At 49.7% G+C, this 17,559-nt stretch carries 17 protein-coding genes; all 17 read right to left on the minus strand.

Annotated features, from left to right (window positions below; all coding sequences use genetic code 11):
* Positions 1–338: helix-turn-helix domain-containing protein (locus LUCIF_RS03750; protein ID WP_165865874.1), on the minus strand; the 338-nt coding region annotated here is incomplete at its 3' end.
* A gap of 50 nt (positions 339–388) precedes the next feature.
* On the minus strand, positions 389–928 hold the full coding sequence (locus LUCIF_RS03755; RefSeq protein ID WP_122626542.1) for a hypothetical protein: 540 nt from the start codon (positions 926–928) through the stop codon (positions 389–391).
* Positions 929–1,161: 233 nt separating this feature from the next.
* Entirely contained in the window at positions 1,162–1,395 is a 234-nt protein-coding gene (locus LUCIF_RS03760) for a hypothetical protein (RefSeq protein ID WP_122626543.1), read from the minus strand.
* 136 nt (positions 1,396–1,531) lie between these two features.
* Entirely contained in the window at positions 1,532–2,665 is a 1,134-nt protein-coding gene (locus tag LUCIF_RS03765) for a LamG domain-containing protein (protein WP_122626544.1), read from the minus strand.
* A gap of 192 nt (positions 2,666–2,857) precedes the next feature.
* On the minus strand, positions 2,858–3,475 hold the full coding sequence (locus LUCIF_RS03770; RefSeq protein ID WP_122626545.1) for a hypothetical protein: 618 nt from the start codon (positions 3,473–3,475) through the stop codon (positions 2,858–2,860).
* The gene (locus LUCIF_RS03775) at positions 3,475–3,735 is read right to left on the minus strand and encodes a hypothetical protein (protein ID WP_126720570.1); all 261 of its coding nucleotides are present in this window, start codon (positions 3,733–3,735) and stop codon (positions 3,475–3,477) included. Before LUCIF_RS03775 ends, LUCIF_RS03770 begins: the two co-directional genes overlap by 1 nt.
* 65 nt (positions 3,736–3,800) lie before the next feature.
* Positions 3,801–4,382, minus strand: a complete 582-nt coding sequence (locus tag LUCIF_RS03780; RefSeq protein ID WP_122626547.1) for a GH25 family lysozyme — start codon at positions 4,380–4,382, stop codon at positions 3,801–3,803.
* Complete coding sequence (locus LUCIF_RS03785; RefSeq protein ID WP_207856935.1) at positions 4,379–4,801, minus strand: phage holin family protein; 423 nt, start codon at positions 4,799–4,801, stop codon at positions 4,379–4,381. The genes LUCIF_RS03780 and LUCIF_RS03785 overlap by 4 nt, the downstream gene beginning before the upstream one ends.
* 110 nt (positions 4,802–4,911) lie before the next feature.
* Complete coding sequence (locus LUCIF_RS03790; protein ID WP_122626548.1) at positions 4,912–6,765, minus strand: RCC1 domain-containing protein; 1,854 nt, start codon at positions 6,763–6,765, stop codon at positions 4,912–4,914.
* On the minus strand, positions 6,765–7,841 hold the full coding sequence (locus LUCIF_RS03795) for a hypothetical protein (protein ID WP_122626549.1): 1,077 nt from the start codon (positions 7,839–7,841) through the stop codon (positions 6,765–6,767). The genes LUCIF_RS03790 and LUCIF_RS03795 overlap by 1 nt, the downstream gene beginning before the upstream one ends.
* A 2-nt stretch (positions 7,842–7,843) precedes the next feature.
* Positions 7,844–10,954 (minus strand): phage tail protein, encoded by a 3,111-nt coding sequence (locus tag LUCIF_RS03800; RefSeq protein WP_122626550.1) that lies wholly within the window; start codon positions 10,952–10,954, stop codon positions 7,844–7,846.
* 12 nt (positions 10,955–10,966) lie between these two features.
* The gene (locus tag LUCIF_RS03805; protein WP_122626551.1) at positions 10,967–11,863 is read right to left on the minus strand and encodes a phage BR0599 family protein; all 897 of its coding nucleotides are present in this window, start codon (positions 11,861–11,863) and stop codon (positions 10,967–10,969) included.
* On the minus strand, positions 11,863–13,068 hold the full coding sequence (locus LUCIF_RS03810; RefSeq protein WP_122626552.1) for a hypothetical protein: 1,206 nt from the start codon (positions 13,066–13,068) through the stop codon (positions 11,863–11,865). Before LUCIF_RS03810 ends, LUCIF_RS03805 begins: the two co-directional genes overlap by 1 nt.
* Before the next feature lie 2 nt (positions 13,069–13,070).
* Positions 13,071–13,955, minus strand: a complete 885-nt coding sequence (locus LUCIF_RS03815) for a hypothetical protein (protein WP_122626553.1) — start codon at positions 13,953–13,955, stop codon at positions 13,071–13,073.
* 14 nt (positions 13,956–13,969) lie between these two features.
* Positions 13,970–15,061 (minus strand): hypothetical protein, encoded by a 1,092-nt coding sequence (locus tag LUCIF_RS03820; RefSeq protein WP_122626554.1) that lies wholly within the window; start codon positions 15,059–15,061, stop codon positions 13,970–13,972.
* A 1-nt stretch (position 15,062) separates the two neighbouring features.
* Positions 15,063–16,511 carry a hypothetical protein gene (locus tag LUCIF_RS03825; RefSeq protein WP_122626555.1) on the minus strand — a complete coding sequence of 483 codons (1,449 nt, stop codon included), beginning with the start codon at positions 16,509–16,511 and terminating at the stop codon, positions 15,063–15,065.
* A 12-nt stretch (positions 16,512–16,523) separates the two neighbouring features.
* Complete coding sequence (locus LUCIF_RS03830) at positions 16,524–17,498, minus strand: hypothetical protein (protein WP_122626556.1); 975 nt, start codon at positions 17,496–17,498, stop codon at positions 16,524–16,526.
* Positions 17,499–17,559 lie beyond the last annotated feature (61 nt).

Here is a 17,559-nt window from a genome sequence, read left to right on the forward strand (position 1 = left end):
TCTCTAACAGTTGTATAGCCGCCTTTATAGCCTCGTGCTTTGAGTTCTTGGAATAGGGTCGTGGCATTGTAAAAGACTTCCGGCGCACGGCCTTGTAGAAACGGGAAATATTCGTCCAGAATACCCGGTTTATTCCTGGTACGCTGGTATCCGCTCCTTTGCTGGGTACGTAGCACCTTGCGAATGGTATTTCTACTCACCCCTAGGTCGCGGCTAATTTGTTTAATTCTCTTACCTGCCTTTGCCATTGCACGAACTTCGGACCACTGGTCTTGCGAAAGCATTTGTTCTTCACTCCCATGACCTTGCTCATGGGGAAATGTTTTCTGGTTGTCCATATTTTTCCCTCCTTTTTTGGGAGGGGTCAATTTTCAATTGCCATATAGGGTCATTTTATCAGCGCCAATAACACTATGTCGTAGCCAATAGTCAATGGTCCCCATTTCTTTATCATTCTTAGTTCTCCGCTTTCTATTAAATCTTTAAATGCCTTATAAATAGAATTAGGATACTTAGGAAAAAAACTACCCGTTATGTCGCCTAAAAAGCCCCCAGTTGGATTACTGGGTAAACCTCCGGTAGGATTACTAGGAAAGCCACCAGTTGGGTCGCTTGGAGTACCACCCGTTGGATCACCAGGCAGATCCATCGCCGCAGCCAATACCATATTTTGATTACTTGCACCCTGTGCTTGAGTGCTGTTTGTTACCATCGAAGCATTATTAAGAATGCTTTGCATGGTATAGGTTGCACTAGACGCATTTGTTTCTCCTAAAGAAACTACGTATGCTGGGCTAAATGTAGAAGTGGTAGAATTAGTTTCATTTGCCAAGGATGAGTTTGTTGTTGATGTTTTTACCGTTACTGATTGACTAGATAAAGGTGTACCCAATTCCCCCATACTGGAGCTTGTTAAACTGTTAATCATGAAATAACCTCCTTGTTTTTTGCCAATAGACTCCTTTCTATTGGGCTCGCTCGAATCACATCAAAAGCAAATTCTTTTTAACTTCCAAGATATGTTTTCTCTGTTAAACATTATATATCATAAATAAAAATTAGCAATATAAAAAAACAACATTTTCAATGTATTGTTTTACATTTTTATACATACAAGCAAAAAAGCCAGTCATTTCTGACCAGCTATAAAACAATTAAGTTTTATTTCTTTTCCACAAACCAACGTCCCTCGTCGCAAAACAGGAAAAATTCCCGCCGACCTATCCGGCAAGTGTAACGCATACCACAGCCCCCGCCCTTTAAAGATGCCGCCTGCCGGGCATCCAGGACCCGGTCAATCTCGAATACCCGCCCGTCTTCCCATTTCAGGGATAATGGCCGGATTTTTCCCTCGATGTCATGGACTGCAATAACTTCTACGAATACCTTGCCCATTTTTTCACGCCCTCGCAGAACATATGTTTGTATCTCAATTATAAGAGCTGCACGGGTAGGAGATCAAGGAGTGTGTTATAGGTAAATGTTGGAAAAAAGCCTGGATAGTGAATAAACGTAATCCGGGCAAAATTATTTACTTTGTAAGTTCCATAACCTCAAAACTGATGATTTTTTCAAACATCAGATATTCTTTCCGGTTTTTAAATTCTCCGACATTGTAAGTCTTATCGAAGCTGTAGTATGCGTTACCGGTACCAACGGTACGATTGCACCACTCGATGAATTTATTAATTTCATTGTCAGACAGCTCGTACTCTCGCTCGCTTGAGTCTAACATGGTAATTCGCAAAAGACCGTGCCCACTTGGCGCTATCGGAGTTGCAGAAGCTTCATTCGAATTGGCACTTTCATTACCATTACTGTCTACTACAGTTACAACATAGTAATAGGTAGTACCATTAGTTACCGTGTTATCAACATAGCTTGTAGTGGTAACATTGCTTGCTACAGTAGTATATGGGCCACCGGAGGTTGCTGCACGTTTTACGTTATAGCTGGTTGCTCCATCAACAGCGTCCCATGAAAGCGTTACTTGGGCATCACCGGCAATAGCAGTTAAGTTGGTTGGTGCTGTAGCCGCAAAGTTTGATGTCCATCGAGCAACATTTGAAACACGGAATTCATCAATATAACCTTGAAACGTATTTTGGTTTTTATCAAAATATTTTCCAATAGCAGGATTACCATTACTGGGGGCTAATGATGCTGAAGAAGTCAAAGTACCTTTGAGGGTACCGTTTTGAAAACCATAGAAAGTACTTCCTTTTCTTACTACAGCATAATGAGTCCATGAATTTAAAATTGCAGTTCCCAAAAGAAGTGTACCCACATCCCATGATGTATTATCACCGGAAAAAACGCACGAAATTCCAGTCCCGTGAACATCAACATTACCTATCAGAAATGATGTATATGCTGTGGTATCTGCTCCATCTCTAACAAATACACTCCGATTATTTCCATCTCCAGTTTCTCTATATTCCCACCAATCTACAGTAAAATCTCCATTACCAAAATCAAAATCCGTACTATTCGATGTTGTTAAATATTGATTAGTTCCATTTAAAAATAACGATGCACCACCAAATTTTGACTGTGCAGTACTAGTAGCAGCACCATTCTGGGCTGTCCACACTTTCCCGCTCTCGTCAGTAATACCACCGTCAAAATGCAATAATGATACTGTGTATTGGTCCATTTGATACATAAAATTATACCTCCATTTTTTTATTAGCCGACAATAGCCAAGGAACTCTTTATTTAGTGTGTTTTTTCCTGTCTATCAGCTTTCACTTATATAAATTCATTCCAGCTTCTTATTTAAACGGGTAAACCTTTTTTACAAAAAATAAAAAAAGAGCCGGCCATCGCTGACCGGCTAAACCTAGGGGGAGAACTGCTATTTCATTATCGGAAACTGTATCCCGCCAACAATTGTTTTTTTGTCTCCATAGGCCCACCAGCTTATAGACCCTGTCAATGGACCATTTATCTCTAATGCCGGCCCGTTCCTTGACCATCCAACACCGGCATTCATGACCGGCTTCGGCGTTGTCACATTAATATGTATTTCGGACTGATCTGTAATAACCAGCTTCCCGTTTTCAAATTTCGTATTTTCCTGGACATTATCCGGAACTTCATAGTCCTTTCCGTTCACTTTCACATAAATTTTTCCTTGCCTATTATCGAACTGCACATCTGTCTTTTCCTGGACCTGTTTTATGGTTCCATCCGGCTGCTGAACGGTCGTGGTTTCCTTCGGTACATAAACAATTTCATGAGTAACGGTGTTTTGCCCCTGAATATACACGGTTTTCAGATCATCCGCTTTCGCCGACGCGCCGGTAGTAGTGACGTTGATCGTGGGAACCGTACTTTTTTGTGCCTGCTCTAAGATGTGCTGCTTCCACTGCTGGTATTCCCGATAGCCAAAAACAAGCAGGGCCAGCACTAATGCCAGCCCCACAAGATATTTCCAATGCTCTCTTATGAAAGCGATGAATTTTTCTTTCATTATATTACTCCAAACACTTTTAACAGAATAGCCGCTCCGGCAACATACTTCACAACCGGCAAGATATAAGTATTCACAACAGTAACCGCTTCTTTAATTTTGGCTTTTACTTTCGCCTGTGCTTCCGCTTTTTTCGCGGCAATAGCGGCCTTTACTACACTATAAAACTCGTTCCATTCTTCTTCCGAGAGTGAAATGAGTTGGTCCGCTGTAAGCTTGGACAAATCCACTCCATCAACCGTTTTGTTTCCATCAGACATTTTGCATTCCTCCAGTTTTATTTCCATATTAAAACCACCGCCAAATTCAGCGGTGGCCCTAAAACTTACCCGTAATATTCGTCTCCGTCAAAATCTTGGCCATTAATGCTAAAAGAGTCCGTGTACTGCCACATCCTGGCCTGCGAGAAATCGTTACTGCTTCCCCACTGAGCATTCCAATACGGTACATAATTGGCCAATTGGGAAGTGTCAATTACACCCGTCAGCCATGAGTAGGAAGCGTAAATCCCAACATGCTGATATCCGGCTTCATTCAGCGCACAGATAAAGGCAGAACACATATCCGTGATAGTTTGATTGTCTGGCATCCCATTCCGTTCCTTATAGCCGTCCGCATCCTCCATGTCATACCAAATACCTAATTCCGGATTGACCCCATAATCCTGCATAATCCCCTGAACATACTGTGCTTCGTCCTTGGCTTCATCGACAGTCAGAGCGTAACTGTAAAAATACACGCCAATTTTCAGGCCGGCCTCCAAGGCCCCATTCACGTTGTTGGCAAAGTTTCCGTCAAGATGACGAAGACCATAACCCAGCCGGATTATAGCAAATTCGCAGCCAGCATCCACTACAGATTGCCAATCAACAGTACCATTATTTTCGCTTATATCAATACCCTTCATATTTTAACCCCCTTCTCTTCTCTAAGTTGAATTAACTTATCCCTGATAAACTGCGGGATATACTCGCCATACCCCGCCCTATCAATGTTTTCGCAAATGCTCATGCCTTCCATGCCGGCATATCCGAAAATGGCCATACTCCGAAATATATGCTGCAGTCCCATGGAAACGTCCAGCATATTAGCAAACGCCACCACTGCCAAAATCGTTATCTTTCGGCCAAGACCATTAAAACCGCGCTGACTACTTAGCGTTCCCGTCTTCCAGGCAGCTACCATCCCCGTTCCGTAATCAACGCAGATGAGCACCAACAGTGCTTTAATTGGCGCATCCATTCCTCCGACAAGAAAAGAAAAAACTGCGCCTATGGCTGAAAATATACCCATAATACGGAGCTCCGTTTGTGTATATTCAATCACGTCCACCCCTCCTCTCAATAAGATACATTCAAAAAATACTAAAATTTAAACTATCTAAGACCTAAAAATAACCGCCATACCGCGGCAAGGTTCTCTTGGCACGTACCACCTCAATAATTTACCTTAACCCGATATCCACCCGTCAACCACTTAATTTTTAACGCGGTATTGCTAAACCGTGCCTCATAGTCAGCCCCATTAACTGCTACCTTCCATTCCCCTTGCCCATCATACTGATATTTCAAATTATCGCAGAAAGCAGTATCTGTACTTGATGCCAGGCTTAGGACATACCCAAACCGGACCTTGGTATAACCCATATCGATCAGCCAGGACTGCCACGGCGCCGAATCAAATTGCTCCTGGGTCATTCCTTGCGTGACTAGCCGAGTCACCCCTTCAGCGGAAGGGATAAACCGGCCATCGGCAATCATACCATCTGCGGAATTCACAGTATCAACGACTTGAACCCACTCTGAACCATTAAATGCCCACCAGGTTTTCCCTTGAATCCGGCTGGCTACATACCGGATCTTTCCTTCGCCGGCTTCCATGGTTACGCCGTCATTAACGTGAATCCAATCTATGACGCTGCAATTGGCTAGATCCAGATCTTCCGCCGCATAAATCAATTGGTCCGGCGGCACACAAGTCAACTGCAGCGTACCGGGCGCCGCTGCAGCATCCTCCTTGTAACAAAGAATCTTGTACTTGCCCAGTTGACCGAAAGCCGACTGCAGCGGCAGCGTATCCATTCCGTCACTAAGAAAAAAGGACTTTTTTTGCGCCTCTGAAAGAGCGAACCAACCTGACGAAACGGACTCCCAAGCAGTTATATATTTTTTGGCGCTATCATCCGTTGTCAGGAACAGAAACTTCGTTGAAGCCGCGACAACTACTAAGATTCCCGGAATTGCCGCAACTTCAGTCAAGCCAGAAATTAGCACTGAAGTAGAACGATTCGTTGTAGTTCCGTCCCCCATCTGGCCTTTAGCGTTATACCCACAAGCTTTTACTGTTCCATCCTCCATAAGAAAGATAGTATGATAACCGCCGGCAGCAACCTGTTTTACTTGACTTACGCCCGAAACTACTATCGGAGTGGAACGATTTGTTGTAGTTCCATCCCCTAGTTGGCCATAGTAATTATATCCACAAGCTTTTACCTTTCCTTCCTCCATTAAAAAGACCGTATGAATGACTCCGGCCGCAATCTGCTTTACTCCAGTCAGTCCCAGAATCGTCACGGGAGTAGACTGATTCGTCGTGGTTCCATCTCCAAACTGGCCAAAACCGTTGTTTCCGCAGGCTTTTACTGTTCCGTCTTTCATAAGAAAAACAGAATAATTAGCGCCGATAGCAATTTGCTTTACCCCTGTTACTCCGGAAACAATCACTGGGATATACCGATCTGATATGCTCCCATCGCCAAGTTGTCCATTACTATTCAAACCACAAGCTTTTACTGTTCCGTCTTCCATTAAAAACATAGTATGCGTTTCTCCCGCAACAATCTGCTTTACGCCAACTAATCCGGAAATTATCACCCGAGTAGAACGGTTCGTTGTGGTTCCGTCCCCCAGTTGCCCATTACTGTTATACCCGCAGCTTTGTACGGTTCCATCCTCCATTAGAAACACGGTGTGATAGGTTCCAGCCGCGATCTGCTTTACGCCAGTCAAACCCGGAATAATTGCCGGAGTAATATGACTTGTCGTGGTTCCATCTCCAAGCTGGCCAAAACCATTGTTTCCGCAGGCTTTTACTGTTCCGTCTTTCATTAAAAAGACCGTATGAATAACTCCGGCCGCAATCTGTTTTACTCCGGTTACCTCTAAAATAGCAACTGGTCTAGAACGGTCTGTTGTTGTTCCATCTCCTAACTGCCCCCCATTATTCAAACCACAAGCTTTTGCCGTTCCGTCGTTTAAAATAAAAAAAGAGGAATTAACATTTGCCCCCACTAAATCACCTCCGTTTTCTCAACCGTTTTCCACTTCGTCGGGTCAACCCAATCGGATTCGCTATACTGCCCGGTTCCGTCCAAGGTACCTTTTATACTCAATGCTTCTTGATAGATTGTTTTCAGCCGCATCTGACTGCTGACACCCGTCCCGCTGCCGACAAACTCAACATACCGCGAATCATAAACAAAGGAAGCAGCTGCCTCACTATCAAACTCGCAAACCGTCTGAACCTGGTCTACTATCCCTGCCTCTAATTTCAAAACGGTGGGCGCCAACCGGTTAAACTGGGGGTTGGGTGGAATAGATAAACTTTTTTCCGTATTCGCAACAACGTCCGCAGCACTATTCCACTGATAGCTGTAGACGTTGCTATTGGAACCGGTTGCCATCCCGTCGGCAAAAGACCCCATGTACTGCCAAACCTTCCCCGGCTGATAGCTATAGTAACTCCTGCGCCCGCCCTGGCTTTCGTCCGCAGTAACAATATAGTTGTAGCCAATTTGAAGATCCGTAGCGGCCAATAAATCCGCCTTTGTGGCAAACTCTCCCCCAAACGTCCCCTGGACGCCGGCGGAGTCCTGCCATTGCACATCTCCGTCAGCAGTGGACTTTTTCACCAGGACCTGTCCGGTTGTACCGCCGGCCGGCACAGGAATTCGCTGGTTCAATTCCCCGATTCCAGACTGCAGTTCCTGAATCTTCTGGTTTGCCGCAGATAACCCGGCCTCCATATCCGTTAGATCCACGGCCGATCCGAGCCGGCGCAAGATCCAGGTGACGGACCCGTCGTTGACGGAAGTTCCTTCGGCGACAGGCGCCACCAAGGCTACGGTATCCGATGTGCCAGCAGTGGTGCATTCCAAAAAACCCCAAGACGGCAGCTGATCCGTACGAACCAGGTCTCCTTTGCTGTAAGCGGCGCCAGGCTGCCAAAGCGCCCAATGGGCCTTGCTCTCGGTATGATTCGGCCCCAATGCCTTTTGATCGACAGCTTCAAAGGCTTCATTAATTTTGGTGCGGGAAACTAAATCCGTTCCTGCCAATAAAGGAATGGCCAAATTTTGTGTTTGCATATCTACTCTCCAATCTCGGTTTCTTCCATCGCTGTCCCGTTCCAGCGGTAATAGGCCTTACCGCCGGATGCGGTCGCCACAAACCAGGAGACGATGGTGTACCCTTCTTCCATGGTAATGACCTGGCAGGCCTTTTCACCGGTTACGACCAGCAGCCGGCCGTCCGGAATTAGCCAATTGCCGTCCTGGCAGGCCACGGTGCCTTGCTCTTGGTTTGTTGTCTTTGTCCCCAGAAGCAACACGGGCATTTCCGTATACAAGATTTGCTTTTCCTCCGTCAGCGGCCCAGCCGGAATCAAGATTCGGTCGGCTGTTCCCCATTCGGCCAACCGCTCCAACGCTTCCGCTTCGCTTTCGCAGCCATCGGCCAGCGTCGGAATGTTCCAGGTAAAGGTGCGTTGTTGGGGCTGGTAGGACTCCAACCCGTTCACCCGGGTATAAAGCTCCAGCCGCGTTGTATCCAGTAAATTGCGGCTGTCCCGGCAGCGCTGCGCCCAGGAATATACCCAGCCGGCGTCGAGGATGCTGTGTTCCGCCGCCAGCGTACCGCCCACATAAACCCGGATGAGATAGTCCGCTTTATCCGGTGTCGTAAATGCCGCCCCGGTCCAGTATTCCTGGGCGTCGTTTTGGGACACGCAGCCAAAAGAAAAGAGCTTGTTCCTGGGTGCCCAGGCCAGCTCTACATCACCGATTAATGTGTCGGTATGAATTACATTTTCCACTAGATGAGCACTCAGCCGGAGGCGTCCCGGTGGATTGGGCCGTTCCGGCCGGCGCCGGGTACTGAGTGACTTTACCTTGGTATAGTCGAAGGTCTCTTCTGCGTCTACCGTGGACGTCGTAATATTGTACGCTTCTTGCGTGGTCTCACCGGCGGCGATGACCGGCCCGCCGGTGGTTACGTTGGCGTAGCTGCCGGAGTCCAGGAAAAAGACGTTGTCGCCGGCCCCATGCGCCGCCGGTACCGTGTCATGGACGCCGCGCAAGATGCCCTGCACCCGCCAATTCCCGTTGGGCAGTTGCACCAAGCTGCTCCAGGCCATTATTTCTTCGCCAATAACCAACACCTTGCCACCCCGCCGGGCCGACACTAGATCCGGCGCCCCGCCGGCGAGCACACCTGATTTCAACTGGTCAAGTCCACCCAAATCGGCAATCTCAAATCCGGCCATGTCCTCGGCGTCAGTGAATTCTTCATAGTCATAAACCAAACGGCCAGCCGCCGTCCAGCGGGTCATGCTGCTGGTGCTTTCCCAGCTGGCGCCGCTCCGCTGCCGCCATACCGTCCAGCGCTGCGTCTTGGGGTCGGGCCGGGCCGCCATGGCGAACACATAGCTATCAGGAGATGGCATCAGTTCCCAGGGCAGCTCTAAATACCGGAAGTCCTGTACCCTCGTGGGATAGACCGGTTCTTTCGTCCAGCCCGGAGAGCCGGGAAATCCGAATTCCGTCTTTTCCAGGCCAAACACATCTTCCAGCGCCTCCAGCTTGACCGTTCCCCCAGTGAAATCACCAATGTCCACGTCCGTGATTCGAAGCAGCATATTCTTGATGCCGTAAGGCGCCCAGTTCAAACAGACTACCTCTCCCGTCCGGAGGCTGGATAGCTGCCGGTTGCCCTCGATACTGACCGACGCCAGCGGATAACCCTGCTGCTTGCTCTCCCGCTTGGCCGCCCACAGCGCATTTTCCGCCGTTGTAAAATAGGGATAGTCGTAGGTCTTGGTCGTCTTAGCGCCAGCGTTGATTTCCACGTTGGCTGGATCGTTCTCGGTGATATTACTCTGCTCATACTGGGCCGACCGGTCCGTATAGGTCACGCAAATTTCCCCCACCGTTTCCCGCCAATCCAGGCGGGTCAAGGTGATGGAGGAACAATTTTTCTCGTTCAAGACGGGCACCGTGGCCGCATCATAGTCGTCCCGGATTAATTTAAAGGTTAACTTACCTGTTCGCGGATCCACGTACCGCACCATATTCACATGGTCGCAAAGGGAATCCACGACCGAACGGGCTTCGCTCTTGTCACTGAGCGTTACGGTTACACCCAGCTTTTCGTCCTGCAATTTTTGCCCGATCGCCAGCAGGGAATCCAAATCCAATAAATCCGGGCTTTCGCATAAGCCCCACTCCCTGTTGACGTGCAATTCGTAAAGGATTTCGGCCGGGTTGGCGTCGTCGCCGATGGGCCCCAGGCCCAGCCGGTCCGGACAAAACTGAATATCCAGCCATGTCTCCGGTATGGTGGCCTGCTTGCCCACATAAGCCGTCGGCACGACCAATGACACAAAGGGCCGGTACGCCGGCGTCAGTCCTCGCAGTTCCTCGTCAATGTTGTCAGCCTGCATTTGCTGCTGCATCCATGAATCGGCAGGCTGGTTGTCGCCGCCTAAGTAAACCCGGATATCGCCGATAAAGCCGCCGTTTTCATCCGGACCGCCAAACAATTCATCATTATTCACAGTAAAGACAAAGGGTGCATCATGATGAACCTCCCGCGCTTCGTTCCCTTCCCATACTTTGGTCTGTCCCAGATAAATGCCCCGCAGCCGTAAGTTCGGACCCGACCAGCAGGCCAGCATCTGGTACCCCAAATAATACTTGAACCCCTTTTGCATAGTTGTTTTCAAGTTTCGGCCATTGATGAGCCACATCAAAAGCCACTGGGCCAACAGCATAAGATATTTCGGTCCTTCTTTTTCCTTCGTCGGAATCGGGTCAGGTCTGTTCTCCGTTGTGGTTCCCTTTACAGGACCGCCGCTATTGCCGCCTGACCAATCATGAGTATGTTTCGTCGCAGTATCCCCCGTTTTCGGTTTGGTCATCCATTCCAACAGAGTGGTTAAAATGACCGGCCAGGCCGAAAAATTGGCGTGCGCCGCATAGGTCTCCGTGTAGATGTCGGCCCGGAAGTCTCCATAGTAAATTACTAGTGGAGATTTTATTAAGGCCCGCCCCATAACCACCGGTACCGGCGTGCCGGTCTTCGTTTCGGCAATGCTCAGTTCTTCCGGTTCGCTATCCGATTCGGAACTGCTGTTGCTCCCTTTATTTAAAAACCAGGACAACAGGGTCGTGACGCTCCAGCCCACATACGGATTCATTGCCATAGCTTCACCTTCTTACATTTCAATGTTACCAACAAATCCGTTGGTATCGCGCTGCACCACCTGCGAATCCACCCAGTAAGCACCCTTGCCGACATTGGTCTTTTCCGGATTGGCCGGCGGCACATAGAGACAGCCCGTAAAATTAAGCGTGTTCCGGAATCGCGTCGCGCAGGTCTTGAACAAATGGTCGCAGCCCGGCGCAACCACAATCTCGTTGCGGGGCGTGCTAAGAAACGGATACTTGACTTTAACTCGGTCATCAACATGCTCGGCAATTTGCCGGATGCCGCCGTCAAAACGGAGAAAGCCGCCGGTAAAATAGCCGTCTGGATACTGGGCGAAGGTCGTGGAATAGACATCCAACCCCACTACCCGGTCCACAAACGCGGCTACCACCCAATCCTCTTCTTTGAGCCGGCACTTGGAATCGAAGATCATGCTATTACAGGTAAACTGCCGCGCCCCGTTGGGAATTTCTTTGGACAGCCAATCTTCCAGCTTTACCGTCAGACTGCACTCGGAAGCCTCAAAGGACGCCTGGCTGACACGACCGTAAAAAGCAACGTCGAAGTTACTTAGATCCTGCGCATGAAGCCGGTAGATCTTGCAATAGACCGGCTTTTCCGGCGGTGGTCCCTGATAAAGCTTGGCGACGGCGTTATCCTTGGAAACCTTTATCGTCACGCTCACGGAATCGCTGCTGCTAGCCGGTTTGATGGTTTCCCGTTCAATGTAATCGGCGAAGTATTTTTCCGTTCGCTGCAGCCCATTCTCGGTAAAAATGATGGAAACATCCTGATTGGCTGACGTATATTGATAGTTCATACCGGCATGGGTAAATTGATAACACTCCACAGGCCGGCCGTTCTGCACCGAGTTTTCATAAAGAGTAATGTTGCTGTCCGCCATTACTCGGTCACCTCCGCTAGATTGAATGTCATCGTTGCTACATCTACCGTGTCGTAGTCGGTTGTTAGGGTATCGTTATCCAAACGGTACCGGCAAAGATAGGAAAGCATTAACACCTCCTCCGACTCGAGCGGCGAAGACAAGGGGGAATCCAAATAGAGTTTGCCCCGCTCCCCTGTAGAGTCGATACCATACCCCGCAATACTAAGCAGTTGGCCGCTCCCGTCTTTTTTAAAGACCACCAGGTTCTTCCGGCGCTGACCGGCTGAATAATACTTCCAATATAAAGGCCATTTGGCCAGAAGAAAGTTTTGACCCGCCGGCGCGGCCGCTGCCAATTCGACGTCGCTCAGCCAGGTTGGCGCCCAGAAGGATTTAAGCCGGCCCTGACAGCGACAAAAAAACCGCTGCAGATTGTTGATCTCCACGCGGCTGGTGAGTACATATTCAATTTCCTTCGTTTCTGTCGGGTCCGTGCTTTTCAGGTCGTAAAGAAACACGCCGCTGTTATTATCCAGTCGGTTGGCGTTACGCTGAAAATTCGCCGTGATTTCTTTGGTCCACGGCGGCGGTGTCAGGAAGAGTTCGCTTCCTTGATACTGCGTCGGTAAATCCTTGCCCCAAATTTGCGATACCGGTTCATCATGAAATTCGTCGAGAGCCTGGGGAAAGTCCGGCGCCAACTGGCCGGGAAGCAGTTCCACGTTAATCTGCATGGTTGTAAGCAGCGAATGCTCATTAGTATATTTGTCTTCCTGCTGCAGTACGCCCCAAGCCAAGGGACAGACGACAGTCTTCCCCGCAGCCCAAGCATCCGCCATCTCCTCCTTTAGTCCCAGTACCCCATCGCTGGCTATGGTTTGTAACGCATATGGCATGCCGCCTACCGTATCATTCGTCCATAGCATGACACCGCTGCAGCCACGGTAAGCCCAAAGTTGATCAGTATCCAGATGGACTGTCTGCCCGCCCGGCTCCGCCTTCCTTTTCAATCGGGCTGCTCCATGCCAAAGAGGAAACTGCAGTTTTTGCGTCTGTTGCGTATATGTCAGGGCACGTAAATATTGGCTCTGCCAGTTTTTCACGCCGATATATTCGTAAGATACATACCGCCGGGGTTGGAGCCGCAACGCCGCCCGCTGCTCCGTTCCGTCCCAGGCGGTATGGATTTGCGTCAAAAATTCAATACGTTCCGATAAATTCATAGTTACCCCCACCACGGCGAAAGATCAAAAATTTTATCAGCCGACTCGCTGGGTTGAGCCTGCCCCAGCCACTGAAAGAGTTTATAGAGCAGCCACGGTTCGAACACTGCATCCGATCCGTTCAATAACTTGGCGGCAAACAGCCGGATCATCAGCGTTGATTCTATCATTGCTAAGAGGCTCTGCCGCTTAACGGCCGCTTTGGAACCGCAAATCCCGCGATTCCCGGATTGCAGGTTGTTTGGATAGCCGCCCGCGGTCACCAACTCTTTGGCCTTGGCCAGCAGGCAATCAGAAAGAACCGCGATTCCGCTATAGTCATCCTGGGTTAAGCCGGCATCGCCGCCGACTCCGGTTGGCCAACCAACGAGGAAGGAATAAACCGCATGAAAAAGAGTGACCAGATAATGATCCGCCTCACCCCACGCATACGAAACCAGCTTGCAATTCTGCTTTTTATCTTGCTTAGCAGCAATAAGAAAGACAGACCATTGCAGGTACGCCGGCGTCTTAATCAAGAATTGAGCGCTGGTCAATACATCCCAGGATACGCCAAGGGCGCTAATACTCCCGATATCACGGTACAGCGTAATCGCGTTATTCGCATCCGTCACGGCAAATGTTTTTTGATCTACATCCCAAGTATAGGTCCAGCCCTCTTGCAATGCCGAATAGTTCAGAGTCGTCTCCTCTCCCCATGGAATCCGCAAATACCCTAACAGCGTATTCGTTAGTTCATTCCCCCGGATCGTAGCGGGAATCGTCATTCCCATAACCGTCGCTAAGTCCTGGGCATATACCGAATAAAAAGGATGGGGCGGCGTCGTAAACATTGGATTTTTAACAGACATTCCCTCAATTGCAAGAAACATCGCTGCATTTCTCACCGGTTCACCCCACCTTATTGCTGCACTGAAAATCCGTCATAACCATAGAGTCCGCCCCGGCGCGTAAAAGGAAAGACTTGATGCAGTTTGCCGGACTGGGGATAATCGATTTCATAGGTTTGCCCCGGCGCCATATTGCGAGTGGAAACAAAATAGATACCCGGCACATAGCCGCATTGGCTAAAATTGCGCAGGCCGTCCGGGTCCCGCTGCACATAGAGCGCCATGGGCAAGTTGACCGAAATACAGTTTAGGGTATTCACGTTGCGCCCGGGATCGGTCGTCGCCTGGGACTGCAGATAGGCATAATGCGGAATCTTGGGGTCCCAGGTTTCAGTTAGGGTATCCTGCTTTTTAACCGGCAGCCCCAGGATTTTGCCGGTATAGCCATACTTCAGATCCGCCAAATCGGCGCCGGCGCTCGCCCACAATATGGCCGGCAAACGCTGCGGCGCGGCATCAATATCCGCCCGGAGAAACGTACTGGCGTATTTGCTCATGCCGAATAGCGGATTGCTTTCTGCTTCGATGGTGGTAGCGTCAAATGTTTTTGATGCGGTGAACATATAGTAGCTGTTGCGGCTGCCGCTATAAATTGTGCCGCCCGTCCAAGAACCAATTTTTTGTACATTGGCCACGGCCAAATGCTGAAATACGCCGGCCGCTACCTCCAGGGAAACAAGCAAGAGAATATTGGGGTCCGAAATGGCATTCAGGTACAGATTCCAGCCACTGTCAGGCTTGACGGGAATTCCCGCGCCCATTATCTGTCCGGACGTATGCACTGTAGCACCCGTCTGATCAAACCATTTGCCGCTGACCGGAATGGCCGTGTATGCGGTGGAACAAACTAAGCCAATACCATAAGCGTTATCCGTATTGACTTGGGTGGGAAAAATTGCTTTCCCATTGGCGGACCGGAAATGAGCAATCACATCTCCATGCTGAATCACCAGGCGCAAACCGTCACTGGTCGCCATCCCATCCAGAGGTAAGTCCTCTGTCAAATTTTCCAGCACCGTCCATCCCTGCGCTACGGCAAAATCCCGAATCTTCGTTAATACATCATTCGGCCCGCCGACGTTTTTAAATAATTGATAGGCCATACTAATCCTCCAATCTGACCAGGCAGTTCATCTGCCGGGAAAGTCGTTCAATTTCGTTTTCCTGCGCTAATAGACTATCCGGATCGATAAGATTGGTCCTTCCGTTCGCGATATACCAACGGCGGTCTTCCCAAGCGTTGGGCAACATGAGATGAAGTTTGCCGTCAATCCTTATTTCCCCGTATTGTGTTACCCGGAAACTGGGCCAGTATACGCGCCAGGCCCGGCCAAAGAGGTTATGGACCGAGCCGGCGTCTTCCACAAACTCCAATGGTTCCATTTGATAGGTTAGCTTATTCTTATTAGTCCGGTAGACATGCCCCGTTCCCCCGAGGTCGCTGCAAGCCGGCCGTAAAAAATGGCCAATTTTGGCAGCCCGCGTAGGCTCACTGCGGGTAAAGGAATGACCCGTGACCGTCCCGCTGGAATTGGTATTATTGACAACCGTCGCTCCCTGAACCCAATTCGCAAAGGACTGCCACTCTCCATCCGGCAGCATCAGGCGAACCTGGGATAAGGCCGCTCTTTCATCGGCCGGTGCGCCGGCAAACATAGGCACCCCATGTGTAAGCGCCCAATTCGACGGCCGGTAATCAAAGCGGACACCGGAAACCGCGGTGGAATACGTGATACTGCTGCCGGTATTGAGCACGACGTCTTCGCCGCCCATGACCGCACCGGAAGTCCCGCCGATGACTACGGCTGGAAACGCATATTGGGTCTTAGCCTGATACGGTTCCAAAAAGCCAAGATACGCCATATCCCAGTACTCCCGGTTCTTAACCACTACAATTAGGCGGTGGGCGTCCTTTGTGAGCCAGTATTCAATGTACCCCTCAATTGGGCCGGAATAATCCATGCTAATGGCCGGATACCCAGTTCCAGGAAACAAGGGCGGCGAAAATTTCATTTTCGTGTGCGTATTTCTACTGCTCACATAATAGATCGGCTGCAGCTCAATCTCGTTGAAGTCCATACCTCCTGGCTGTTCGTGCCAGTCTAATCCCTCAGCATATTGCTTGAATACGCCGAAAAACAAGGCTTGCGCGGAGGCAGTAAAGATATCCGGCGGAGAGGAAAAGGAATAGGTCACATTGCTGCTGGCTGAGCTGTATGTCTTAATTGTTATGACTTGTCCGGCGGCGTCAAAAGCTTGCCCCGGTAGATTCAGTCCATCGGCCGCCCACACAAACCGGGAGGCGAGAACTTGCTTTTGCAAGAACCAGTCACTGTAGGTTTTTCCTTTTTGAATAGCCTGGGGCATGAGGCCGATATAGAAATGTTCTCCCTCTTCCCAACCGTGGGTCTTTAAAATGGTACCACGGGGCCAGGGTTCGCTGCGCATAAGTTCCCAGGCATCGACGCCGTGAACTGTTGTATCCGTTGCCCATTCTATGATTTGGGCGATAAGCTCGTCAAATCCGGCCGCATAGCCGTGTGTATATGGCATAGTCCGCTCCCCCTACGCCCATTCGATGGCAAAATATTGGTCATTGTCGCGTCGGAAGACATTACTGAAGACCTTATACACTTTATCGTTGTAGACAATGCTGTCCTTAGCCGACAAATCTTCCCGGTTGCCCACCCAATATACCCCGTCAAACTGCCCTAGGATTCCTACGGGATAGCTCTCGTATAACAAAAACGGGTACATGATGACATTCTCAATAGTCAGCGTCTTGTCATACACCGTGAGGGTACGGACCGGTTCGGTATTGGTCGGCCACACGCACAGTTTTTCAAAGTGCAGCGCCTTGTCCACATTGCTGCGGTTCAGTCCGGAGCGCCAAGAGCCGTCGGGCCGGCGCACCCGCAGTGACGTGGTATCCTCCTGAGAGTTGTCTGCAGCGTGTGTTCCGTAGGCGCCCAATCCGGCGTATACATCGCTGCCCGGGTTGGTAAAGGCACTGTGTCCCGGCGTGTTGTTGGTCCAGGCACTACCTTCAATATAGCTGCCGCCGACTACCAAAGGATACGGATACTGCCGCTCTACGGCCACCGGTTTCATGAGGCCAAGATAAGCGCTCTCATATTGGCTCGACAGTTCAACAACCAGAATGACCCGGCTGGTGTTGGCGCTGACCCAGTAGGTAAGAAAAGTATTGGATACGAGCGCCAGGGTTGGCAGTTTGGCATGATAAATGGATCCCGGCTGCTCCTCCCAGGTAAGGCCGGAATCGTACCCGGCAAAGCCATTTAAGACAAGGTCTTGCTGTCCGCTCACGGCCCCGGGTTTAATTTTGAAGCCAATATATATGGCGTCCTGCCCATCGCCGACGCCTTTCAAGATTACTTCGTCTACTATGTCGCTGGTACTTGCCGGCCGCATGCGCTGCCAGGCGTTGCCGGCACCGAACGCGGCCGGATCCGTAAGAAAAACGGTCAAGCCTTGCAGGAGCTCCTGCAGGTTATTGGCCGTTCCGTTGTAAGTTGCCATGGTACCACCCTTTCTTGGCAAATACTGAATTTAGGCATAAAAAAACGTCCTGTATCAGGAC

Source organism: Allolucifera butyrica, from assembly GCF_900476375.1.
GTDB lineage: Bacteria > Bacillota > Negativicutes > Sporomusales > UPPP01 > Lucifera > Lucifera butyrica.